We start from the raw sequence: 23,240 nt of genomic DNA on the forward strand, positions 1-23,240 counted from the left end.
GGAACGGCGCGTCGGTCAGCGGCCGCGGCGCTGGTAGGTGCGGACCGACAGCGGCACGAACACCGCCAGCAGCACGGCCGACCACAGCAGGACCGCCGCGACCGGGTGGGCCAGCGGCCACGGCAGGTCGTCTCCGGCGGGGGCGCCGGGGTTGCCGAACAGGTCGCGGCAGGCCGCGGTGATCGCGCTGACCGGGTTCCACTCGGCCACCACGCGCAGCCAGGCGGGCATCCCGTCGGTCGGGACGAACGAGTTCGACAGCATCGAGAACGGCAGCGACAGCGGGACGAACTGGTCGGCGGTCCGCTCGTCGCGCACCACCAGGCCCAGGTAGCAGCCCACCCAGCTCAGCGCGTACCGCAGCAGGAGCAGCAGCGCGAACGCCTCGGCGGTGGCGACCGGCCCGTTGTGCGGGCGCCAGCCGACCAGCAGCCCGGCACCGACCATGATCACCAGGGCGAGCAGCCCGCCCACCAGCGTGTCCGCGCCGACCTGCCCGAACGGAACCGCGGAACGCGCCATCGGCATGGAGCGGAACCGGTCCATGACGCCGAGGGAGGCGTCGGTGGCCATCTTCATCATCACGGCCATCACCGAGGTGAACGTGATCATGGAGAACAGCCCGGGCATCAGGTACTCGCGGTAGTCGCCGCCGCCGGGCACCTGGATGGCGCTGCCGAACACATAGCCGAACATCACCACGAGGATCCCCGGGAAGATCAGCGCGGCGACGAGCTGGCCGGGTTCCTGGCGGATCCTGCCCAGCTCCCGGCCGACCAGCACGGAGCCGTCGGCGAAGGTCCAGCGCAGCCGCCCGGCCAGGGACGTGGGCGGGGCGGGCATAGTCGGAGCGGTCATCACACGGCCTCCTTCACGGGCGCCGGCTCATCGGCATCGTCGGCCTGTTCGGTGGCGGGGCGGCCGGTGAGGCTGAGGAACACCTCGTCCAGCGTCGGGCGGCGCAGGCTGACGTCGGCGGCGGCGACCCCGGCGCGGTCGAGTTCGCGCACCACGTCGGCCAGGCGCACGGTGTCGCCCGTCAGGGCGACGCCGAGGCGTGCGTGTTCGGCGTCGACGGCGGGTTCGGCGCCGGCGAGCCCGGCCAGCACGGACGCGCCGCGCTCCAGCAGCGCGGGGTCGCGCAGGACGACGTCGAGCCGGTCGCCGAGCCGGGCCTTGAGCGCGTCGGGCGTGCCGGTGGCGATGACGCGGCCGTGGTCGACGACGGCGATGTCGTCGGCGAGCCGGTCCGCCTCGTCCAGGTACTGCGTGGTCAGCAGGACGGTGGTGCCGTCGGCGACCAGCTCGCGGATGCTGTCCCAGATCTCGCCGCGGCTGCGCGGGTCCAGGCCGGTGGTCGGCTCGTCCAGGAACAGCACCGCCGGGCGCAGGATCAGGCAGGTGATCAGGTCCAGCCGGCGCCGCATGCCGCCGGAGTAGCCGCCGACCTGCCGGTCGGCGGCCTCGGCCAGGCCGAACCGTTCCAGCAGCTCGTCGGCCCGCCGGTGCGCCTCGCGGCGCGGCAGGTGGTACAGGCGGCCGAACATGCGCAGGTTGCCGCGGCCGGTCAGCTTCTCGTCGACGGCGGCGTACTGCCCGGCCAGCCCGATGCGCGCCCGCACCCGGTCGGCCTCGCGCACGACGTCGTGCCCGGCGATGCGGGCCCGGCCCCCGTCCGGGTCCGCCAGCGTCGCCAGGATCCTGATCAGCGTCGTCTTGCCCGCCCCGTTGGGGCCCAGCACCCCGCACACCGTGCCCGCCGGGACGGCCAGGTCCAGGCCGCGCAGTGCCTGCGTCGTGCCGAAGCGTTTGCGCAGCCCCTCGGCCACGACGATCGGCTCCTCCATCACCCCTCCAACTGGGTACGCCGTACGCGGTCAATGCCCACGAGCGTAGATAACCGGGTACGGCGTACGCAACTCGGTTGAAGGGACCCACCGGCGGGCGGCATCCGCGGCGGGATCGCCCTCACATCGGACTGACGGCGCGGGCGGTGCGGGCGCTCAGCTCGCGCAAATACGCGATGAGCTCCGGCGGTTCGTGCACCTCGAACTCGCAGCCCAGCATGATCAGCCGGGCGGCGAGCCATTCCAGGGTGTCGGTGTCGCTGCGCACCCGGCACCGGTTGTCGTCGAGCGGCTCGACCGCGTCGGGACCGTCGCCGACGCGGCCGCGGGCCCGATCGGCGGGCATGTGCAGCGTGACCACGGCGGTGTAGGACGGGAGCAGCGAGTTCATCTTGCGGGTCAGGAACGCGGCCGCGTCCTCCCGGCCGGGCAGCTCGCGCGCAGCGCAGCGCTGGCCGGTGCGGTGCGGCCGCCGGACCCGGTCGACGCGGAAGATCCGCCAGTCGTCGCGGTCGTTGTCGAAGGCCACCAGATACCAGCGGCGTCCCGTGGCGACCAGGCGATGCGGCTCCACCAGCCGCCTGCTCTCGGTGCCGTCGCCCGCGCGGTAGCCGAACCGCAGGCGTTCGCGGGCGGCGGCCGCCGAGGCCAGCACGGCCAGGTCCTCGGGGTTCACGCTGGGGCCGTCGCCGGCGGGCAGGGGGACGGTCGCGGAGGTGAACGCGCCCACGCGGTGCCGCAGCCGCGACGGCAGCACCTGCTCCAGCTTGGCCAGCGCCCGCACCGACGCCTCCCCGATCCCCTCCACCGGGTTGCCCGCCGCCGTGCGCAGCCCGACCGCGATGGCCACGGCCTCCTCGTCGTCCAGCAGCAGCGGCGGCATGGCGGTGCCCGCGACCAGCCGGTACCCGCCGTCCGGGCCCATCGTCGCCTCCACCGGATAGCCCAGCTCGCGCAGCCGGTCGATGTCGCGGCGGATCGTGCGGGTGCTGACGCCCAGCCGCGCGGCCAGCTCGGCGCCCGGCCATTCGCGGGGAGTCTGCAACAGGGACAGCAGGTTCAACAGCCGCGCCGACGCATCCGCCATGCGTCCATCGTCCCCGAGGTCCAGGACGGGATCCGACCTACACTCATGGGTTCGGCATCGTCACCGTCGGCGGGCGCGCGTAGTCTGTCGGACTCATCGAACTCGACAGCGATCGCGTCCTGGGGGCGGGGCCGCAAGTGAAGGCAGGGGCGCATGGACGACGGCCTGGCGGCTATGGACGACGGCCCGGCGGCAATGGACGCGACCGCGGTGGCGGGGATGGTGACGCGGCGCGAGGCGTCGGCGGTCGACATGGTGACCGCCGCGCTGGCACGGCTGGACGACGTCGACCCGCGGCTGCGCGCGTTCCGCGACACCTGGCCCGACCAGGCCCTGGCCACCGCGCGGGCGGTCGACCGGGCGGTGGCCCGCGGAGAGCGGCCGCGGCTCGCGGGCGTGCCGATCGCCGTCAAGGCCTGGCAGCGGATCCAGGCGCCGCAGACCGAACGGCTGCGCCGCGAAGGATGCGTGGTGGTGGGGCTGACGTCGGTGCCCCGGCCGAGCACCGACTGGCAGACCTGGGGACACACCGACCGCGGCCCCACCCTCAACCCGTGGCGCGCCGACCGCACGCCCGGCGGCTCGTCGGCCGGTTCCGCCGCGGCGGTGGCCGCGGGGATCGTGCCGCTGGCCACCGGCAGCGACGGCGCCGGCTCGCTGCGCATCCCCGCCGCCTGGTGCGGGGTGCTCGCGCTCAAGCCGACCAACGGGCGCGTGCCCACCCGCGACCCGTCAGGGCTGGCGGCGCTCGGCGCGGTGGTCCGCACGGCACGCGACGCCGCCCTGCACCTGTCGGTGCTGCTGGACGAGCCGTTCACCGTCGACGACGACGTCCCGGCCGGGCTGCGCGCCGCCTGGTCGACGTCCCTGGGGTTCGCCGCCGTCGACCCGGAGCAGGCCGCCGTCGCCCGCGCCGCCGCCGACCGGCTGAGCGAGGCGGGCGTGATCGCCTGGCGGCCCGGGCCCGTCCGGCTGCTGGACCCCGAACCGGCGTGGCGGGAGATGCGGGAACGGCCGTCCCCGTCGGCCGCCGCGCAGCTTCGGTCGGTCAATGACGCCCGCCTGCGCGAGGTGTTCGACCGGGCCGACGTGCTGCTGACCCCGGCGACACCGATCCCCGCGCACGGGCACGCCGGGCCCGGCACGGCCCTGAGCGTCAGCCTCACCTGGGGGTTCAACGTCAGCGGCCACCCCGCCATCAGCATCCCCGCCGGGTTCGGCCGTGACGGCACGCCCGTCGGGCTGCAGGTCGTCGCGCCGCACGGCCACGAGGCCACCCTGCTGCGCGTCGCCGCCGCCGTGGAGCGGCACGCGCCCTGGCCCGTCCTGGCCTCCGCCTCAACCTCCGCCTCCGCCCAGACCTCCGCTCCGGCCAGGCCCGCCGCCCGCTACTAGGCTAGGCGGCGCCCGAGCCGTGGGGTGCGGCGGCGCGTTCGGCGATGCGAAGCGCCTCGACGAGTTCCCGGTACAGCGCGTCGGTGGCCAGCAGTTCCTCGTGGCCGCCGCTGGCGCGGACGCGGCCGGCCTCCAGCACCACGATGGTGTCCGCGTCGATCACGGTCGACAGCCGGTGCGCGATCGTCACCACGGCCCCGGAGTCGGCGCGCGAACGGATGCAGTCGTGGACGGCGGCCTCGGTGAGCCCGTCGAGCTGCGCGGTCGCCTCGTCCAGCAGCAGCACGTCCGGCGTGCGCAGCAGCGCGCGGGCGAGCGCGATGCGCTGGCGCTCCCCGCCCGAGACGGTCGTGCCCGACAGCGGCGTGTCCAGGCCGTCGGGCAGGCCCTGCATCTTGGCGTCGAGCCGGACGGCCGCCAGTACCCGCCTGACCTCCTCCTCGGACGCCTCGGGATGGGAGAACAGCAGGTTGTCGCGGATGGTGCCCGGCACGATCGGGGTGTCCTGCTCCACGTAGGCCAGATGGGACCGGATCTCGTCATGGGCGAGGTCACGGTACGGGCGGCCGTCGAGCAGCAGTTCGCCGTCCTGTGGTTCCAGGAACCGCAGGATGAGGGAGAACAGCGTCGTCTTGCCCGCCCCCGACGGGCCGACGATCGCGACGTGCCCGCGGCGGGGAATCGCCAGGTCGACGCCGCGCACGGCCGGAGCGGCGTCCGGTCCGTAGGCGGCGGTGACGTTCCGCAGCTCCAGGACGGGCCCCTCGGCATCGCGGCCACGGGCGGTCGCCGGCCGCGGCTCGCGGACGGGCCGGTCCCGGGCGGCGGGCTCGATCTCCAGGTCGTCGATCTGGCGGATGCGTTCGGCGGCGGCGATCCCCGACTGCAGCGCGGTGAGGTTCTGGCTCAGCTCCGTGATCGGTTCCATGAGCCCGAACGCGTACAGCAGGAACGCGATCAGGCTCGACACCGGCAGCTGGCCCTCGGCCGTCCGCCACGCCCCCACGGCCAGGATCAGGATGATCGCCATCTGGATGCCCGACCACGAGATCGTCCAGGCCAAAGCCTCGCGGCGCACCGCCCGCACCCCGAACTCGGCCGACGAACGGGCGTCGGCCACGATCCGCTCGGCGGTGCGGTGCTCGGCGCGGCTCACCTTCACGGTGCGGACGGCGCGCAGCGTGCCCTCCAGCACCCCGCCGAGCCGTCCGATGTGCTCCTGGGCGCGCTGCTGCGACTTGGCGATGCCCGGCATCAGCACCCCGAACAGGACGCCGACCAGCACGACCGCCGCCACGGTGGTGGCCAGCAGCACCAGGTCGAGCACCGCCATCAGCGCCAGCGTGCCGACCAGCATCACCGCCCCGTTGATCAGGCCGACCAGCGCGCCCGTGGCGGCCTCGCGCAGCAGCACGGTGTCGGAGGTGACCCGGGTGACCAGCTCGCCCGTGGGGTGGCGGGTGACGGCGGGCACGGTGGCGCGCAGGAAGCGCCGCACCATGGACTCGCGGGCCTCCAGCACCACGCGTTCCCCCAGCGTTCCCAGCAGGGTCCACTGCAAGAACGCGACCAGGCCGCCGACCGCGAACAGCACCAGCAGCGTCACGACGGGACCGGTCAGCGACGCCGACTCGCCGAGCGCGTCCAGCACCCACTTGGTGACCATCGGCGTGGCCAGCCCGAGCCCCGAGCCCAGCAACGCCAGCAGCAGTCCCAGCACCAGCGTGCCGGTGTGGGGGCGCGCGAACGACCACAGGACGCGCATGCGCCTCATGGACGTCCGGTGATCCGCGGCCTGACGACCGCTTGGAACAGTCATGCCGTCGATTGGAACATACTTGTTCCATAGAGGGCAAAAGAGTTTCGAACTTGAATACGCGCTACCGTATGCGCATGGGCGACACACGGACGGAAGCGGACAGGAGGTCGGCGCAGCCCGAAGGCGGAACGCGGGCGCGGACGCGACGGGCCATCCTCGACGCCGCCGTCACCGTGCTGTCCACCGACCCGGGCGCCTCCCTCAGCGACGTCGCGGCCGCCGCCGGGGTCGGCCGCACCACCGTCCACCGCTACTTCCCCGAGCGGTCCGACCTGCTGGCCGCGATGGGCAGGGACGTCCTCGACCGGATCGCCGAGGCCACCGACCGCGCCCGCCTCGACGACGGCCCGGCGCCCAAGGCGCTGGAACGGCTCTGCCAGGAGTTCTTCGAGCTCGGCGACCGCCTCATGCTCGCGTTCGAGATGCCGCAGCTGATGGACTGGTCCGGCTGGGACGAGTGCACCCCGGCCGACCTCGCGCTGAGGGGCCTCATCGAACGCGGCCACGCCGAGGGGACCATCGACCCGGAGATGGACGTCGAGTGGATCCCGAACCTGCTGTGGGGGCTGCTCTACACGGCCTGGCAGCACGCCCGCGAGCACAAGATGCCCCGCCACGCCGCGCTGACCCTGTGCCTGCGCACCCTGCGCAAGTCCATCGCCCCGTAAATCGCTGGAGGCGGCGGCCGGTGGACGCCTAGCGTTGACGGGTGACCGACCTGCGCATCCGACCCGTACCCGAAAGCGACCTGGACAAGGTCCTCGACCTGGCCGACACCGTCTTCCACCAGCGCACCGACGCCGACGCACGCGAACGCCTGACCTGGTTGCCGCGCCGCGCCGACCGTGTCGGCGCCTACGAGGGCGACGAGCTGGTCGGCTTCCTGGCCGCCGTGCCGCTGCGCCTGTCGGTGCCCGGCGGCGAACTGGACTGCGCGGGCGTCACCCTGGTCGGCGTGCTGCCCACGCACCGTCGGCGCGGCGTGCTGACCGCCATGATCGACCGGCTGTGGGAGACGGCCGCCGAGCGCGGGCAGCCGCTGGCCGCCCTGTACGCCGCCGAGGCCGCCATCTACGGACGCTTCGGCTTCGGCGTGGCCACCCGCGCCCTGTCGGTCGAGGTCGACTCCTCCCGTCCGCTCGGCCTGCGCGTCGAACCCGACCCGCGGCCGCTGCGGATGGTGCCCTACGAGCGCGCCGCCGAGGTGCTGGGCCCGCTGTACGAACGCGCCGTCGCCCGTCGCCCCGGCCAGCTGCGCCGCGCCCCCGAGTGGTGGTCGCACATGACCGTGCCCCGGCTCTCGCAGGACGACGAGGAACGCACCGTCCCGCGCGTCGTCGTCCTGGACGGCGACCCCGGCGGCTACGCGATATACCGCACCCGTCACGGGGACGAGGACGCCGGCACGCCCGCCGTCGTCCACCTGGAGGAACTGGAGGCCGACGACGCCCGGGTGCACGCGGCGCTGTGGCGCTATCTCGTCTCCATCGACCTGACCGAGCAGGTCAAGGGCTGGTCGCTGCCGGTGGACGAGCCACTGCCCCTCATGGCCGCCGACCCCGACCAGGTCACCGTGATCCGCGACCGCGGCATGCTGTGGCTGCGGCTCGTCGACGTCCCGGCGGCCCTGGCCGCACGGGGCTGGGCCACCACCGACGAGCTGGTGCTGCGCGTCCACGACGACCGCCTGCCCGCCAACCAGGGGACGTGGCGGCTGCGCACCCGTCCCGGCCGGGCCCAGGCGGCGTGCGAACGCGTCGACGCCGCCCCCGACCTCACACTCGACGTGCGTGACCTGGGCTCGGTCTACCTGGGCGGCTTCCAGGCCACACAACTGGTGCGCACCGGGATCGTCACCGAGCACACGCCGGGCGCCGCCGCCCGCCTCGACGCCGCCCTCGCCGTTCCGCTGGCCCCCTTCTGCGCCGACGACTTCTGACCGGCACAGATCCTCACGGCACGGGACGCCCTACCGCGGGTTGACGGCGACGGCCTTGAAGAACGTGTAGTGGAAGGTGCCGTTGGGGTCGGCGGTACGGCGCAGGTCGGCGATGCCGCGGTCCCATTCGGGCGACGTGATCAGCCCGGCGGCCAGCGCGTCGTCCCGCACCGACTCGACCATCGCGATGAAGGTGTTGCGGGTGAAGCCCTCCACCAGCGCGGGACGGGTCCGGTCGGCGTAGACGGTGCGCGGGCCGACCGCGACGTCGGTGTACCCGGCCTCGAACAGCAGCGGCTGCAACCGCCGTCCCACCAGGGCGTCCCCGCCCGCGGCGGCCTGCAGGCGGACCTGGCACTCGATCGTCGCCTGCGCGTAGCGGCTGTCGGGGTGGAAGATCGCCGAGCCGTGGTCCCCTTCGATCACCGTGATCGTGCCGCCCGGTGCCAGCACGCGCCGTAGCCCGGCCAGTGCCCGCGCCGGGTCCCGCAGATGCTCCAGGACGAAGCACACGAACAGGTGGTCGAACGCCGCGTCGGGGAACGGCAGGTCGAACAGGTCGGCGTGATGCCATTCGACGCGGGCGCCGGGCCTTTCGGCGGCGACGCGCGCGCGGGCCCGCTCCAGCGAGTCCTCGGACACGTCGACCGCCACGATGTGCGCGCCCGGGCTGCCCGCCACCAGGTGCACGGTCTGCGCGCCGACGCCGCAGCCCACCTCCAGCACCCTGCTGCCGTCCGGGTAGGCGGTGCCGGAGTGCAGCAACGTCGCCAGCGTGTCGGCCTGATCGCCCAGCCTGTGCATCTCGTGCTCGGAGTATCCGTGGACGTAGCGTCTGCCCGGGAGGATGTCAGTGTTCATGCCTGCCACCCTGCTGGCATTATGGCCCGATGCCCAGGTCCAATCACGACCAGGTCGACCGGTCCATAACGGCCGGCGCCGACTTCCTCCAACTGGACGTGCGGGACGCGCCACCCGGCGGGCTGTCGGACTGGCTGGCGCGGCGCCTGCGGCTCGCCATCGCCGACGGACGGCTTCCGGTCGGCAGCAGGCTTCCCGCCACCCGCGTGCTCGCCGCACAGCTGGGCGTGTCACGCGGCGTCGTCACCGAGGCCTACCGGCGGCTCGGCGAGGACGGTCACGTCGCCGGCCGCGGACGCGCGGGCACGGTCGTCGTCGCGGCCCCGGTGTCGACTTCGGGGACGGCGGCGCCGGAGCCGACCGTCGTCCCACGGAAGACCGCCGTGTTCGACTCCACCCCCGGCGCCGACATCTTCGACGCGCTGCGCACGTCCCCCGCCCGGATCGACCTGTCCCCCGGCCTGCCCGACCTGGCCGCGTTCCCCCGGTCGGCGTGGCTGCGCGCCGAACGCGCCGTCATCGGCGAACTCCCGGCGGCCGACTTCGGCTACGGCGACCCGCGCGGAACGCCCGCGCTGCGCCGCGCCGTCGCCGCCTGGCTGGCCCCCAACCGCGGAATCAAGGTCGACCCGGAGGAGGTCATCATCGTCGCGGGCACCAGCCAGGCGATGGGCCTCATCGCCCAGGTGCTGCGCGACGACGGGATCACCGCCATGGCCGTGGAGGACCCGGGGTCGCTCGGCGCGCGCATGCACCTGCGGTACTGGGGCCTGGACACCCCGCCCGTCCCCGTCGACTCCGAGGGCCTGCGGGTGGAGGCGCTGGGGGACGCGCCGTCCGTCCTGCTCACCCCGGCGCACCAGTTCCCGATGGGCGTGGTGCTGGGCGGGGAACGACGACGCGCGCTGATGCGGTGGGCCGCCGCCGGAGGCCTGATCGTCGAGGACGACTACGACGCCGAACACCGCTACGACCGTCCACCCGTCGCCGCCGTGCGCGCCATGCTGCCCGAACGGGTCTTCTACGCCGGGACCGTGTCCAAGCTGCTGGCGCCGGCGCTGCGCATCGGCTGGCTGCTCGCGCCGCCCAGATACCGGGACGCGGTCGTGGACGCCAAACGCTTCAACGACCTGGGCAACGCCGCGTTGCCGCAACTGGTCCTGGCGCGGCTCATGCAGTCCGGCGACATGGAACGCCAACTGCGCTACCTGCGCCGACGCCACCGCCGGCGCCGCGACGCCATGATCCGGGCGATCGGCGCGCACCTGCCGGACGCGTCCGTGCACGGCGCCGCCGCGGGCCTGCACCTGACGATGACCTTCGACGGCGCGTTCTCCGACGTGGCCCTGGCCGCGGCGGCGCTGGCCCGCGGCGTCAAGACCCAGCCGCTGTCCTGGCACGCCCAGCGGCCGCACCGTCCCGGGCTCGTCCTCGGCCACGCCGCCAGCACCCCGACCGACATCACCGAGGGCGTCGCTGTCATCGGCGAGGAACTGCGCCGGCTATGACACCTCGGTCGGGAACGTCAGCCTGTCGACCGCATTGCGCCGCTGCCGTTCGGGCCTGCGGTCGTACCGCGCCGTCGTCGCCGGAGACGCGTGCCCGACCAGCTGCTGCACGGTCGCCAGATCGACGCCCTGGTCCAGCAGGTCGCCGATGAACGTGCGCCGGAAGTCGTGCGGCGTCATCGGCGGCAACCGCGCCTCCCGCCGCCGTTTGACGACCGCGTTGCGCACGGCCGCGTCCGTCATCGGCCGCTGCTGGATCGCCCCCGACTTGTGCACGGGCGTGAACATCGGCCCCTTCGTCCGTTCACTGAGCGCCAGCCACGCGCCGAGCAACACCGCCGCGCCCTCGTGCACGTACTCCATCCGCTCCTTGTCGCCCTTGCCGACGATGCGCAGCGAACGCTCGCCAGGGTCGTAGTGCTCACGGCGCATCGCCGCCACCTCGGCCCGCCGGGCACCCGTGGTGTAGAGGACGGCCAGCAACGCCGCGTCCCGCCGCCCCGCCGGAGACGGATCGTCGGCGCAGACCTTCAGCAGGGCGGTGAACTCGGCGGCGTGCACGCTGCGCCCGGCGGGCAGCCGCGCCCCCCTGAAGTTCTTGACGGCCTTGGCCCGCTGGTAGTCGTCGGTCGACATCTCCCCCAGCCGCCACGCCGTCTGCAGAACACCGCGCAACGCCGACAGGTGCTGGTTGCGGTAGGCCGGCGACCACGGACGCTCCTCACCGTCCGGCCCGGGCGTGGTCTGCGCCGCGATCAGCGACCGCAACGCCGCGGTGTGCTCGGCCCGCAACATCGCCCACGGAAACGTCTCAGCGGGCGAGGGCCCGGGATCCCGCCCCGAAGCGGTGTGGAACAACGCCGCCAGCCTGTGCAGACACGCACTCATCGCCCGCCGCGACCGCGGACTCTCCAGAGACGCCACGTACACCAGGAACGGATTGCGTCCCGCGTCCACCAGAGCGGGCTCCCGCGCCCCCGCAACGGTGATCGCAACCTCCTCCACGGACGCCCACCCTAACGACTCCCCCGCCCCTCACGCCCCAACGCCGTACCCGCGGCCTGCACGTGGGACAGGCGTGCCCGGCGATCGTCGCCGTCGGCGAGCCCTGGGAGAGGCGGCGGTGGGGCACTTCACCACCGCTCGGTATCGATTCCCCAGCCCGGAAGAGTGGCCCACTGCACACCGGAATCGCTCCACAAGATCACGAACTTCGGCCGGACGGAGTACCGTTCTGGAAGACATTCGAGTCCCACGATGCTCAATACGGAGTGCGCAGTGGCTGAAGAGCAGATTCTGCCCGGCATCTCGAGCGACGTGCCGACCTCGGCGCGGGCGTACGGGTGGCTGCTGGGCGGCAAGGACAACTACGAAGTCGACCGGGAGTTCATCAAGGCGCAACTCCAGCATTTCCCGGCGGGCTTGGACATCACCCGGCAGAACCGGCTCTTCCTGTACCGCGCCGTCCGGTACCTGACCCGTGAGGCCGGGATCCGGCAGTTCATCGACATGGGCTGCGGACTTCCCACCGACAACAACGTCCACCAGGTCGCGCAGGGCATCGCACCCGAATCCCGCGTCGTGTACGTGGACATCGACCCGATCGTGCTGGTGCACGGCCGCGCACTGCTGGCCGACAACGACGCCACCACCGTGATCACCGCCGACATGCGCGACCAGGACGAGATCCTGAACCACCCGGACGTCCAGCGGCTCATCGACTTCGACGAGCCCGTCGGGGTGCTGTTCTTGTCCGTCGGCCACCACCTGCCCGACGAGTTCGACCCGCGCCGCATCCTGACCACGATCCTCGACCGGGCCGCCGCCGGGAGTCACCTCACGTTCTCCCAGGTGGTGTGCGAAGACCCGGCGGAGGGTGCGCTGATGACCGAACGCGTCACCGCCGCGGGCATCCCCTGGCAGACCCGCACCCCCGACGAAGTGGACCAGCTGCTGTCCGACCTGGAGCCGGTGGAGCCGGGGCTGGTGAACCTGGCGGAGTGGCGCCCCATGGACCTGCAGCCTCCCCTGCCTCCCGTGCCCGCCGAGATCGCCCAGTACGAAGGCGCGTCGAAGCTCAACCCGAAGGTGTACGAATACGGAGGCGTCCTGCGCAAGCGGACCCCGACCCAGTGACTTCGGAGCGCCGGCTCCAGCCGACACCGCGCACGTTCGGCCATGGCGAAGACTCAAGACCGGCTGCTCGAATGATTTCCGTGCACCTCTTGGCAGCCCAGACGCCGCACCCACGCTCGACGGGATCCGTCTGACTCACCCAAATCCCAACGCACTTGAGGAACGCCCATCCATCCTGGCCTCTTGTTCACAAATCATTGCGGCGAAGTCACCTTCACCGTCGTCCTGCATATTTGAGGTGCCGGATCAACGGCCAGAATCTTTGGAGCAGCCACCTTCTCCCCCCACGCCCTTCACAGAGAAACTCCGCACACCCGTGGTCACCTGTGAGTGACATTGCGACTGCGCGGGGTTCGCACGGATTTCAGTGAGGCGGTCTTCAAGGGCCGGTGACGGCGCACGGTATTCAGACGCGCACCGACAGCGTTGCCGAGACAAAAATCGTCGCCATGAAGGAAGGCGGCTCTGACCGTTACCCGCACCTGCGCCGCTGGCTGCGCGCGGGGGCGTTCGCGTCGTCCGGGGGTTCCGCCCGGCACACGACACTTTTTGAGACGGCGGGTCAGTGGTGGTGGCCGTGCCGGCCGAGGGTCTCCACGGGGATCGCCCCGGGGCGGGTCCACTGCGGCACGGGGCGGCTGGTCGGGCCCCAGGTGGCGTTCCCGTCCGCATCCGAGCGCCAGAACCAGCACGAGCTGTGCCCCTCGGGCCAGCCCTCGGGATTGTCCTCCCACGCCTCGCCGCGGCCGTAGGGCGTCATGTCGAGCAGGCCGAGGGACCCGTTGACCGGCTCGTTGCCACGACCCGTCGTGGAGTAGGTGAGGAACACGCGGTCGCCGTCGCGCAGGAAGCAGGTGATGTAACCCATGCTGCCGCCGACCGGCGCGTCCACGTCGCGCACCGAGTACCAGGGCTGGGTGTAGCCCATGAACTCGACGTAGGAGGCCACCTCGTCCCACCGGCCCGTGGTCACGATGGCGAACGAGACGCCGCGGGCGTTGAGGTAGACCGCGTCCTTCAGGTGCCAGGCCGTGGTGGTGCAGCCCTCGCACTGCCCCTGATGCGGTGCGCCGTCGTACCACATGTGCTTGTAGACCACGAGCTCGTCGCGGCCCTGGAACAGGTCCAGGAAGGGGACCGGGCCGTCGGGTCCGATGACCTCGACCGTCCCGTCGAATTCCACCATCGGCAGCCGGCGGCGTGCCGCGGCGATGGCATCGCCTTCGCGGGTGTGGGCCTTCTCTCGGACCAGAAGCTCGTCACGCGCCGCCTGCCAGGTGGCCAGGTCAACGACGGGCGGGCGACCGGGCAGCGCGGCGGCCGGGTCATTCGGCGTGGTCGTCATGGTGTCCTCCGGGTGTCTCCAGCCGGGCAGCGTCGTAGGACGCTCACCAGAACAGACTCGCGACACGGCCGGAACTCACCGCGGCAGGAGCGCCCTCGGCCGAGCCTGCACGGTCGGGCTGACGACTTCACAAACGATGCCCGCCGCCTCGTCTGTCCCCTCCGCGCTGTTCGTGCGCGTGCACAATGCCGGCTGGCCCGGCCGCCTTCCGCACAAAGGTCCAGGTCCGTTCCGCCAGATCCGCCCCCGCCGACGCCATGAACCCGGCCGTGGCGGAGGCCATGAGAGTTCGGTGTCGACATCTCTGCGGAGACGGTCCTCACAGCCGAGGCGGTGCGGTCCTCCACGTGATGATCGCCATGGGAGCGGAGACGCCTGCCCGTACTTCCCCGGCAAGCGGTACCTGTGGCCGCCGCCCCCGACGTCGCCGCAACGGTGACCGTGGACGACGACGCGGTCGCCCTCACCTCCGGCGAGGAATGGCGGGTGGAGTTCCTGGCCGGGGGACGGCGGCTGACCGGCTTCAAGGCCACGGCCGTCATCGGCACCGACGACGGCCGCCACTACGTGCGCGGACTGGAAGCGGGACGCCCCCTCCGGGCAGGGCGTCGATGCGATCCGCCCCACCCGCGACGAGATCGACCGCCGGGGACGCCGACCGCGCACCGAACTCGGCATCCAAGCTCAGGAGTGACCAGCCCCGACGCCGGCACAGGGCCGTGGCCCAGAGCTCCGCCCCGGTGCGCGTCCATGGCCAAGCCCGAACCCCGCGCGCAAGCCTGCGGCCTGCCGCTGTGCCAACTACACGGTTTGGCACGGCGGCAGGCCGAGGGAATCAGCAGCGTGAAGCGCACGGACGACTTCACCGCCCCACGCGCCCTCAGCGAGGAGAATGCATGGCCTGCGCAGACGGATTCTCCATCCATCAGGTCGAGTGCGCCGACGTCTTGCCCGCGAGCGACGGCGACGTTACTGCTGGTCCAGCGCGACGGCCTGGTTGATGTAGTCGCGCAGGGCATCGGGCCGGATGTCCTCGGGCTTCTTGATCTTGACGTGCCGGGTCTTCTTGCCGACGCCGTCCAGCAGGCCGTGGGCGTCGGTGAACTCGGCGCCCCGGTCGAAGGCCAGGGTGATGTGGGTCTTGCTGGCGCTGATGATCGCCAGGTTCTTATTCCCCCGCCAGGCCGGGGATCCGTACGCGATGACCTCGCGGGCGTTGGGGGCGTGCTGCTTCATCAGTTCGCGAAGGGCGGCGACGGTGGGCAGGTGGACGGGCGCGACCCGATTCTTGACGTACTCGTCGACGGCCTGGTCACTCACGGTCTCTCCATTCATTGGTAACGGCGGGGGGCGTTTCATCCGTCAGCAGTCGGTGGCTCTCCGCACAGAGCCGTGGGAAGCGGTGGGCATAGCGCCGGCGAGGCGCCGGGCAGGCCGACTCAGGGTGAAGCGCCGCCCTGGGGGCCGAAGCCGTAAAGCGCGCCATGCCGGCCGGCCTGCAGCGGGCCGCCACCGGAGAGTGCCAGGTGGGTATCCACTGGATCACCCCGAAGGATGCCCATCCCGATCAAGCTCGGCCCTCAGTGCCGATGAACCAGGAGGTTGCCCTGGTGCGCTCCGGCCACGGGCGACGCGGTGCAGGTCAGTTGTAGAGGGACTGACCGGTCTCCAGCAGGGTCTTCAGGTCGCTGAGCACCTGGTTCCATCCGCCGCCCGCCTGGGGAATCTGACCGGCTCCCTGCGCCGCGGTCTGAGGCGCGCCCGTGACATCGTGGGTGACGGTGAGCGTGCAGACCCCGCTGCCGTCTTCTTCGATCTCGTACGTGAGCCGGGTGAACCCTTCTCCCATGAACAGCGCCCGCCAGGTCTGCACGAGCCGTCGGGGCGGGTCCGCCTCGATGACCTCACCGTCGAGCACGACGTCCGGGGCGCCGTGCTGCTTCATGGCGTCGCTGGCCATGGCGCGGAACGTGCCGCCGGGACGAAGGTCGTACTCCACCGGTGACCGGAAACCGAACTTCTCGGTCCATTCCGGCTTGGTGATGGCGTCCCAGATCGCCTCCGGTGTCGCCCTGATGTACACCCGGTAGACCTGCACGACGGCGTCGCCCTCGACTGTGCCGCTACCCGTGTCGGTGGTCGTGGCCATGGCCTGCTGCTCCAGTTCTCTCTTGAGGTCGGCGAGCGCCGCCGCGGATTGCTCGGTGTACTTGTCGATCCACCGGTCGTGGATCAACCGGATCGGCACCGGGTTGAGGAAGTGCAGCTTCTCCCGGCCCGAACGACGGGTGACCACCAGGCCAGCGTCCTCCAGCACCCGCAGATGCTTGGCGACGCCGAACCGGGTCATCGCCACCTGCGATTCGAGTTCACCCAGCGTGCGCCCGTCCCGGGCGAACAGCAGGTCGAGCAGGAATCGCCGAGTCGGATCGGCGAGCGCCTTGAACGCAAGGTCGTCATCGGTCACGTCCGCAAATTATGTGACCAAAAGGTCACATGCAAGGATGGGACGAACACCCAGGTCAACCCCAGCCAAGCCACTCGACTGTGTAGACGGCGCGTAGGGGTGCGGGGCATGGGGGCGCGGGGACCATGATGGACGCCTACGGATAGTTCATAGGTTTGTGAATTCAAGAATTTGTGTACCGTGGTATCCATGTCGAGCCCTTCCTCCGATGTGAGTCCTGATCCGGCCCCGGGCGTGGCCGGTGGCGTTGTGACCGAGCCGACTGCGCAGCTGGCCACCGAGTTGGACGCCCTGACCCGGTTCGGCCGGGCGCTGGCCGACCCGATCCGGTGCCGCATCCTGCTGGCGTTGCGCCGATGCCCCGCGTATCCGGCCGACCTGGCCGAGGCGCTGGCCATCTCCCGGACGCGGCTGTCGAACCATCTGGCATGCCTGCGTGACTGCGGCCTGGTGGTCGCCGTCCCCGAGGGCCGCCGGGTCCGTTACGAGCTGGCCGACGCCCGGCTGGGCCACGCCCTGGAGGACGTGCGCACCGCCGTGGTGGCGGTGGCCGCCGAGGCCACCTGCCCGGATGCCGAGCGGGAAGGCTGCTGCTGATGGCCGTCGAGCTGTCACTGGGGCCGGGGCCGACCCGGCGGGCGGTGCTGGCCCGCCGGGTGCGGTGGCTGGTGGCGGCCACCATCACCTACAACGTGATCGAGGGAATCGTCGCGACCACCGCCGGGACGCTGGCCTCCTCCGGCGCGCTGGTGGCCTTCGGGCTGGACTCGATGATCGAGGTCGCCTCGGCCGCCGCGGTCGCCTGGCAGTTCGCCGCGCGCGATCCGCAGGTGATCGAGCGGCGGGAGAAGACCGCGCTGCGGATCATCGCGATCTCGTTCTTCGTGCTGGCCGCCTACGTGACCGCCGACTCGGTGCGTACTCTGCTCGGCTCCGGTGAGGCCGAGCATTCGGCGTCCGGGCTGGTGCTGGCCGCCCTCTCCCTGGCGATCATGCCCGGGTTGTCCTACGCCCAGCGCCGCGCCGGCCGCGAGCTGGGTTCGGCGACCGCGGTGGCCGACTCCAAGCAGACGCTGTTGTGCACCTACCTGTCGGCGGTGCTGCTGGTGGGCCTGGCGCTCAACAGCCTGCTCGGCTGGTCCTGGGCCGACCCGATCGTCGCGCTGGTCATCGCCGCCGTCGCGGTCAAGGAAGGCCGCGACGCCTGGCGTGGGGATGCCTGCTGCCCTCGCCCCCACCAACGAGGGCGCTGCCACGGCGAATGACGGTGGCTGCGCCGACGGCTGCTGCCAGAGCGACGCCCCCGCCGTCGTGAGCATCGACACAACGATCAGGACAAACGCCGCCAGCCACACAGAAGGAGAACACAAGCGGTGAAGGTCTCGACAGTGCGGATGCTGGCCGGCGCCCGCCGCGCCAAGGCGGGCGGCGAACAGGCCATGGCCTCCCGGCAGCAAGCTCGCCTGGCCGGACTCGTGGCCTGGGCGCGCACCCGCTCGCCCTACTACCGGCACCTGTACCAGGACCTGCCTACCGACCTGGCTCACGGGGCGGCAGACCTGGCCGACCTGCCCGTCACCCGCAAGAGCGAGCTGATGGCCGCCTTCGACGACTGGGTCACCGACCCCGCGGTCACCCCTCGCCCAGGCCAGGGCGTTCGCCGACGACCCCGCGCGCATCGGAGAGCCGTTCGCCGGCCGCTACACGCTGACCACCACCTCCGGCACCACCGGCACGCACGGCATCTTCCTGCAAGACGACCGCGCGGCCGCGGTGACCGGCGCGATGATGGCGCGCATGCTGCTCACCTGGCTGAACGCCGGGGACGTGGCGCGCATCGTGCGCGGCAGCGGGCGGATGGCGCTGGTGGCGCCGGTCGGCGGGCACTTCGCCTCCACCGTGGCCGCCGCCCGGCTGCGCGGCCGGTCCCGCATCGCCTCCTTCAGCGTGCAGCAGCCGATGGATGAGCTGGTCGCCCAGCTCAACGTCTTCCGTCCGGCGGTGCTGGCCCCCTACGCCAGCATCGGCGCGCTGCTGGCCGGCCGGGACGGCTACGCATCGCCCCCGCCCTGGTGACGCTCAGCGCCGAAGGCCTGCCACTGCCGGAGTACGCCCGCATCGCGGCCGCCCTGAACACCAAGGTGCGCACCAGCTACGCCGCCAACGAGTGCCCGTTCCTGTCCTACGGCTGCGAACAGGGCTGGATGCACCTCAACGCCGACTGGGCCATCCTCGAACCCGTCGACGAGCAGTATCGGCCGGTACCACCCGGCCGCCCCTCCCACACGGTGCTGCTGACCAACCTGGCCAACCGCCTCCAGCCGATCCTGCGCTACGACCTCGGCGACGCCGTCCAGCAGCGTGACCGCCGCGCAGCGTCCGGCCACGTGATCCGCATCGCCCGGCGCGGAGACACCTGCTGTAGGCCCTTCGCTCGGGTCCGTGCGACCAGCCCCAAAGTAACTCTGTGTAGTTGCAGTTGGTGATCATGAGGCGGCGGTCTGGGGTTCGCCATGGAGCGCCTCGCCGTCGGCCCGGGTGGGTTTCCTCAAGTCGGTGGGCGTTCCGGGGTGAGCCGGCCCCGTCGCGTCGGCTCCCCTGGCGCGACGGGACCTAAACGATCACCAACCAGACCGCCATCGGCTCGGACGGGTCGATCGGCAGGCGCACGTACGCCTCCGGTCCAGCCACCTCGGTGTCCTGGTCGGTGTCGGCCGGGGTGGTCGGCGGCTGCTCGTCGCGGACAGCGGGGATGTCGGTCGGGGCGGGACCGCAGGCTGGGGCGCGGCGACGGGCCGCAGCACCACGGTGTCGCCGACCGCCAGCGCCACCATGACCGCGCGGGCGCACAGGACGAGCGGTGCGTTCCACGGGACGATCGCGGCCACCACCCCGGCGGGCGAACGCACCGCCATGGACCACTGCCCGGGCCGGTCGGTCGCGGCCAGTTCCCCGGCCGGTGCCGTGGCGGTGGTCGCGGCGTGCCGCATCTGGTCGGCGGCCACCATGACGTTGACCCGCGCCCAGGAACGCGTGCCGCCCGTCTCTCGCACCATCACCTGCGTGAACTCGGCCAGCCGCGACTCCAGCAGGTCGGCGGCCCTGATCAGCAGCGCGCGGCGCGCGGCCAGTGGTGTCGCCGCCCAGCCGGGAAAGGCTTCCTGCGCGGCGTCGACCGCCGCCCGAATATCCTCGGGGCCGCCCGCCGCGACGCGTGCGTAGAGCTCGCCGGTGTAGGGGCGATGTCGTCGGCCGTACGACCGGACTGGGCCGGGACGTCCTTGCCGTCGATGAGCAACAGTCGCTCGATGGTCATGTCAGCTCCTAGAGAAGGGGTTCAGTGCCGGGCGAGAACGGGAGCTCCGCCGGGGCAGGGCGGGAGGTCGTGGTGCGGGCTGAGCGGCTCGACGGCACGGCGGCCGGCGCGGCGGCTTGCGCGCAGCGAGGCGAGAGCGGCCAGGGTGACCACGGCCTCGGGGAGCAATGGAACAGTGGTTGGCGTTAAGCATTGACCGACGTCATGGATGCCGTTGACGGCGGGCGTTCCCGCCGGTTACCCGTGCTTGTCCGGCGTCGGCGAAGGCGCGGTATCCGCCGAGATCTCGGGCTGGGCGAGGACGTCGCCGCGGTGTACGACTCGGACCGGACCCGGGGCCATCATCGGATGCTGATCCGCCGGCGTGGCGAGGTCGTGTCGGACATTCAGCAAGACCGCCTTCGTCATCACCGCGAAGTCCGCCGGGCGCAAGGTCTTCGGCCTCGCCACCGCAGGCGTCCGTCTCGCTTGACCTCTTGCGCGTCAGTCCGGCAGCCAGTGCAGCTCGTGCGCCAGGGTTTTGGCGACGGCACGGATGCGGCGGTGTAGCGGCGACTGCTCGCGTGGGAGGACCAGGTGGATCGTCAGGCTGGGCGCGCCCCGCAGCGGTCGCCAGGTGAGACCGGCCGGTTGTGCCGTGACCGCGGCTTCTCCGGCCGGGGCGAGGGTGACCCCGTCGCGCAGGTCGCGCTGAGACATGTCGAAAGAGACTGCGGGCGTGTGGAACCGGGGGTGCGGTCGGGTGTCTCGGAACAGTGCGGACAGCTGATCGTGGATCACGGGGTTGGCCGCACGGTCCGGGAGGCGCAGCGGATACGCGGCCGCGTCGGCGATCTCGATCTCCGGGTGTTCGGCCAGCGGATGGTGCTGCGCCAGCTGGACCCCGACGCGCTCACGCCGCAGCAGGAACCGGCGCACGCCACGGCCCGGCTGTTCACCGCGGGTGATCCCGGCATCGATGCGGCCGTCGGCGACCGCTGGGGAGATCTCCGGTGTCGCCATTGGGACCGCGCCGACCTCGAGTCCGCTGTTGCCGCGAATCAGCCTGTCCACCAGGGCCGGTGCCGTCTCGGCCCCGGCGCTGAGGCTGTATCCGATGCGCAGCGTGCCCAGTTCACCGGCCGCCGCGCTCCGGGCGGTGTCCCATGCCCGGTCCAGCGCCGCCAGCGCGGGCGGCGCGGACTCCGCCAAAGCCGCACCGGCCGTGGTCAATACGACGCTACGCGTGTTGCGGACCAGCAGGGCCGTACCGAGTTCCGCCTCCAATCGGCGCATCCGGGCGCTGAGTGCGGGCTGTGCGATACCGATCCGTGCGGCCGCGCGGGTGAAGTTCAACTCCTGCGCCAGCACCAGGAAGTACCGCAGGCTCACCGTATCCGGCGCCACGTGCCCTCCCTGCCGATTGATAACGATCCGTTCTGAGTCTATCCCGTACCGGTCTTTCCCTCGACCGCACATCAAGCCCTAACCTGCGCATATGACGATTCAACCGGCCGCAGTACCCGTCGCCGGGATCGATCGATCTGAGTGTCAATTCGAAGTCGGACGTGTCCGGCCGAACACAGGAGGTTTCCATGGCTAAGGGCTACTGGGTCAGTGTCTACCCCGCCATTTCCGACCCTGAGAGGCTGGCTGCCTACGACAAGCTGGCCGGTCCGGCTGTCCAGGCTGGGGGCGGGCGCAACCTGTCCCTCCTCCCGTCCCGTGGCGGTCGAGTCGTCGCCCACGAGGCCGGAATCACGCAACGCGTCGTTCTGATCGAGTTCGACAGCTTTGAACAGGCCGTCGCGGCATACGAGAGCGAGGCATACCAGAAGGCGCTGGTGGCTCTCCCCGACGGCTTCGAGCGCGACTTCCGCATCGTCGAAGGCATCGACTGACCGAGGTCCAGTCGGATCTTCACTGAAGATCCACCATTTTGGGTTTTCGCTGGTGCGGCTGCTGGTGTGGCGGGGTTCGTGGGTGCTCGTGTTGCCCTTGCGCGGCGGGAGCTTGGCCACGACCTGGCCGTCCCGCGGCAGCCACACCAGCGGCACCGGCCCCACTCCCCCCCCCCCGCAGCCGGCGCATCAGCGTCGCCGAGCTCAACCGGCCCTCGCTGATGGAGATGGCCACCGGCATCAGGTCGCGCCAAATGCCGTTCGATCAGCTTCCAGTCGATCACGTTGCGTCCGCCGCCGTCGGCGGCGGCGTGTTCGCCGAACCGCTCGTCGATGTGCGGATAGACCAGGTGCTCGGACGCCCGGAAGAACACCAGGTCCTTAAAGTCGCGGATGCGCGGCATCAGGTCGAAACCGAACAGCGCGGTCAGGGTGAACACCGGCGCCGACTGGCCTTGGGTGTCGGCGTGCACGGGTGGCGGGCTGGATGTCGGACTCGTTCCCTCGATCACGTGCACCGCCTCCCACGCCCCGCAACAGGATGAACCGGGAGAACAACGCCACGTAGGTGTCAGAGACGTGGTGGTGGGCGATCCCCCCGACGCCCCGTGCCGGATGGATGTCTCCGCGAGGAGATTGTCGATGTAGGTCTCCACCTGGGTGCCGTCGGCGACCACCGCGGTGTCATTCATCCCCGCCTATGCCGTGTCCCTTGACCGCCCACCCGCCCGGTAGACGCTTCCTTGTTCAGCACACCCAGGTGCCATGGGACAACTACGAAAACCTCGTGGCCGCCTTAGGCCCTGTGATTAACGAAAGGCGTCGGCGTGCTCTCGCGCCCACTGTTCGAAGGTGCGAGCGGGGCGTCCGAGGATTTGTTCGACCGTGTCGGTCACTGTGTACGCCTCTTCGGGCGGGTCGGCGTACCAGCCGACGACATGATCGATGGCCTCCTGGGAAGCGCCCGCCTGGCGCATCCGCTCGCGCCTGCTCCTCGGTCAGCTCCACGAACCGAATCTCGCGGTCCAGGGCCCCACTCAGAACGGCCAGCTTCTGCGGCATGTCCAGGACCTCGGGCCCGGTCATCACGTACTCCCTGCCTGCGTGGTCGTCCTCGGTGAGCGTCCTGGCGGCCACGGCGCCGATGTCGGCCTCACCGATCATCGCGCTGCGGGTGGCGCCGAACGGCTCGCGCACCACGCCCTCGTCCCTGACCGAGTCGGTCCACAGCAGGGCGTTGGACATGAACTCCTGCGGCTGGAGCGTGGTCCACGCCAGCCCTTCGGCCGCCACGGCGTCCTCGACCGGGCCCGGCTCACCGCTCCACAGCATCGTCACCTGCCGGACGCCCGCTTTGGCCGCCAGCCGCGCGATCTGCGGGCCGGTGCGCAGCGGAGCGCCGTCCCCGCCGTCGAAGGTGATCAGGGTGCATGGCGGTCACGCCCTCCAGCGCGGATGCCAGGCTGTCGGGCACCGCGAGATCCCCGGCTGCCACTTCCACACCTGCAGGCACGAGGGCACGAGCGGGGTCACGAGTGAGGGCCCGGACCTTGTGGCCCCCGCCGAGCAGCTCTTCGACCACGTGACGGCCCACGTTTCCGGTGGCTCCGGTGACCAGGATGGTCATAGCGTTCCTTCCG

General features: G+C 71.7%; 21 protein-coding genes and 2 pseudogenes. 10 read left to right on the plus strand and 13 right to left on the minus strand.

Translation table 11 applies throughout. From position 1 onward, the window contains the following. Positions 1-15: 15 nt before the first annotated feature. The 3 genes from ABZ801_RS34295 to ABZ801_RS34305 all read right to left on the minus strand — a co-directional run bounded on the left by ABZ801_RS34295 (position 16) and on the right by ABZ801_RS34305 (position 2,934). Positions 16-858, minus strand: coding sequence for an ABC transporter permease (locus ABZ801_RS34295; protein WP_360706052.1), 843 nt, complete (start codon positions 856-858; stop codon positions 16-18). Continuing rightward, complete coding sequence (locus ABZ801_RS34300; protein WP_360706055.1) at positions 858-1,847, minus strand: ATP-binding cassette domain-containing protein; 990 nt, start codon at positions 1,845-1,847, stop codon at positions 858-860. The genes ABZ801_RS34295 and ABZ801_RS34300 overlap by 1 nt, the downstream gene beginning before the upstream one ends. Before the next feature lie 121 nt (positions 1,848-1,968). Then, positions 1,969-2,934, minus strand: coding sequence for a YafY family protein (locus ABZ801_RS34305; protein WP_360706058.1), 966 nt, complete (start codon positions 2,932-2,934; stop codon positions 1,969-1,971). Positions 2,935-3,087: 153 nt separating this feature from the next. Between ABZ801_RS34305 and ABZ801_RS34310 the strand changes: the two genes are divergently transcribed. Continuing rightward, the gene (locus tag ABZ801_RS34310; RefSeq protein ID WP_360706061.1) at positions 3,088-4,329 is read left to right on the plus strand and encodes an amidase; all 1,242 of its coding nucleotides are present in this window, start codon (positions 3,088-3,090) and stop codon (positions 4,327-4,329) included. 1 nt (position 4,330) lies between these two features. Here the strand turns inward: ABZ801_RS34310 and ABZ801_RS34315 are convergent, their stop codons facing one another. Beyond that, positions 4,331-6,094 (minus strand): ABC transporter ATP-binding protein, encoded by a 1,764-nt coding sequence (locus tag ABZ801_RS34315; RefSeq protein WP_360706199.1) that lies wholly within the window; start codon positions 6,092-6,094, stop codon positions 4,331-4,333. A 128-nt stretch (positions 6,095-6,222) separates the two neighbouring features. Between ABZ801_RS34315 and ABZ801_RS34320 the strand changes: the two genes are divergently transcribed. Together ABZ801_RS34320 and ABZ801_RS34325 are read left to right on the plus strand one after the other, a co-directional pair. After that, complete coding sequence (locus ABZ801_RS34320; protein ID WP_360706064.1) at positions 6,223-6,816, plus strand: TetR/AcrR family transcriptional regulator; 594 nt, start codon at positions 6,223-6,225, stop codon at positions 6,814-6,816. A 41-nt stretch (positions 6,817-6,857) separates the two neighbouring features. Then, positions 6,858-8,087 (plus strand): GNAT family N-acetyltransferase, encoded by a 1,230-nt coding sequence (locus tag ABZ801_RS34325; RefSeq protein ID WP_360706067.1) that lies wholly within the window; start codon positions 6,858-6,860, stop codon positions 8,085-8,087. A 30-nt stretch (positions 8,088-8,117) separates the two neighbouring features. Here the strand turns inward: ABZ801_RS34325 and ABZ801_RS34330 are convergent, their stop codons facing one another. After that, the gene (locus ABZ801_RS34330) at positions 8,118-8,948 is read right to left on the minus strand and encodes an L-histidine N(alpha)-methyltransferase (protein WP_360706069.1); all 831 of its coding nucleotides are present in this window, start codon (positions 8,946-8,948) and stop codon (positions 8,118-8,120) included. Between the two features lie 29 nt (positions 8,949-8,977). Here ABZ801_RS34330 and ABZ801_RS34335 point away from each other — a divergent pair, with 29 nt between their 5' ends. After that, entirely contained in the window at positions 8,978-10,456 is a 1,479-nt protein-coding gene (locus ABZ801_RS34335) for a PLP-dependent aminotransferase family protein (RefSeq protein WP_360706072.1), read from the plus strand. Here the strand turns inward: ABZ801_RS34335 and ABZ801_RS34340 are convergent. Then, positions 10,451-11,251: a site-specific integrase gene (locus tag ABZ801_RS34340; RefSeq protein WP_360706075.1), complete on the minus strand. Its 801-nt coding sequence runs from the start codon at positions 11,249-11,251 to the stop codon at positions 10,451-10,453. The two genes, ABZ801_RS34335 and ABZ801_RS34340, sit on opposite strands and share 6 nt — an antisense overlap. Positions 11,252-11,734: 483 nt before the next feature. Here ABZ801_RS34340 and ABZ801_RS34345 point away from each other — a divergent pair, with 483 nt between their 5' ends. Continuing rightward, positions 11,735-12,592: an SAM-dependent methyltransferase gene (locus ABZ801_RS34345; protein ID WP_344945801.1), complete on the plus strand. Its 858-nt coding sequence runs from the start codon at positions 11,735-11,737 to the stop codon at positions 12,590-12,592. A 562-nt stretch (positions 12,593-13,154) separates the two neighbouring features. Here the strand turns inward: ABZ801_RS34345 and ABZ801_RS34350 are convergent. The 3 genes from ABZ801_RS34350 to ABZ801_RS34360 form a co-directional block, all read right to left on the minus strand. After that, positions 13,155-13,937 carry a DUF899 domain-containing protein gene (locus ABZ801_RS34350; RefSeq protein WP_360706079.1) on the minus strand — a complete coding sequence of 261 codons (783 nt, stop codon included), beginning with the start codon at positions 13,935-13,937 and terminating at the stop codon, positions 13,155-13,157. A 969-nt stretch (positions 13,938-14,906) separates the two neighbouring features. Further along, entirely contained in the window at positions 14,907-15,257 is a 351-nt protein-coding gene (locus tag ABZ801_RS34355) for a DUF1801 domain-containing protein (protein WP_360706082.1), read from the minus strand. A gap of 322 nt (positions 15,258-15,579) precedes the next feature. Next, positions 15,580-16,404, minus strand: coding sequence for a metalloregulator ArsR/SmtB family transcription factor (locus tag ABZ801_RS34360; protein ID WP_360706084.1), 825 nt, complete (start codon positions 16,402-16,404; stop codon positions 15,580-15,582). Positions 16,405-16,653: 249 nt separating this feature from the next. Here ABZ801_RS34360 and ABZ801_RS34365 point away from each other — a divergent pair, with 249 nt between their 5' ends. The 4 genes from ABZ801_RS34365 to ABZ801_RS34380 all read left to right on the plus strand — a co-directional run bounded on the left by ABZ801_RS34365 (position 16,654) and on the right by ABZ801_RS34380 (position 18,890). Further along, positions 16,654-17,001 carry a metalloregulator ArsR/SmtB family transcription factor gene (locus ABZ801_RS34365; protein ID WP_360706087.1) on the plus strand — a complete coding sequence of 116 codons (348 nt, stop codon included), beginning with the start codon at positions 16,654-16,656 and terminating at the stop codon, positions 16,999-17,001. Continuing rightward, the gene (locus ABZ801_RS34370) at positions 17,001-17,669 is read left to right on the plus strand and encodes a cation transporter (RefSeq protein ID WP_360706090.1); all 669 of its coding nucleotides are present in this window, start codon (positions 17,001-17,003) and stop codon (positions 17,667-17,669) included. The genes ABZ801_RS34365 and ABZ801_RS34370 overlap by 1 nt, the downstream gene beginning before the upstream one ends. Before the next feature lie 532 nt (positions 17,670-18,201). Next, positions 18,202-18,480, plus strand: a complete 279-nt coding sequence (locus tag ABZ801_RS34375; RefSeq protein ID WP_360706093.1) for a hypothetical protein — start codon at positions 18,202-18,204, stop codon at positions 18,478-18,480. Further along, positions 18,477-18,890: a hypothetical protein gene (locus ABZ801_RS34380; protein ID WP_360706096.1), complete on the plus strand. Its 414-nt coding sequence runs from the start codon at positions 18,477-18,479 to the stop codon at positions 18,888-18,890. Before ABZ801_RS34375 ends, ABZ801_RS34380 begins: the two co-directional genes overlap by 4 nt. A gap of 135 nt (positions 18,891-19,025) precedes the next feature. Here ABZ801_RS34380 and ABZ801_RS34385 read toward each other — a convergent pair. Both ABZ801_RS34385 and ABZ801_RS34390 read right to left on the minus strand, forming a co-directional pair. Then, positions 19,026-19,637: pseudogene (locus ABZ801_RS34385) on the minus strand (aldehyde dehydrogenase family protein); the annotation flags it as partial. A gap of 566 nt (positions 19,638-20,203) precedes the next feature. Further along, complete coding sequence (locus ABZ801_RS34390; RefSeq protein ID WP_344945818.1) at positions 20,204-21,106, minus strand: LysR family transcriptional regulator; 903 nt, start codon at positions 21,104-21,106, stop codon at positions 20,204-20,206. A gap of 188 nt (positions 21,107-21,294) precedes the next feature. Between ABZ801_RS34390 and ABZ801_RS34395 the strand changes: the two genes are divergently transcribed. Beyond that, a complete protein-coding gene (locus ABZ801_RS34395; protein WP_344945821.1) occupies positions 21,295-21,600 on the plus strand; it encodes a DUF1330 domain-containing protein in 306 nt (101 codons plus the stop codon). A gap of 311 nt (positions 21,601-21,911) precedes the next feature. Here ABZ801_RS34395 and ABZ801_RS34400 read toward each other — a convergent pair. Both ABZ801_RS34400 and ABZ801_RS34405 read right to left on the minus strand, forming a co-directional pair. Further along, positions 21,912-22,292: pseudogene (locus tag ABZ801_RS34400) on the minus strand (Tn3 family transposase); the annotation flags it as partial. Between the two features lie 623 nt (positions 22,293-22,915). Next, a complete protein-coding gene (locus ABZ801_RS34405; protein WP_344945827.1) occupies positions 22,916-23,227 on the minus strand; it encodes an NAD(P)H-binding protein in 312 nt (103 codons plus the stop codon). Positions 23,228-23,240 lie beyond the last annotated feature (13 nt).

Source organism: Actinomadura sp. NPDC047616, assembly GCF_040642915.1.
Classification (GTDB): domain Bacteria; phylum Actinomycetota; class Actinomycetes; order Streptosporangiales; family Streptosporangiaceae; genus Spirillospora; species Spirillospora miaoliensis.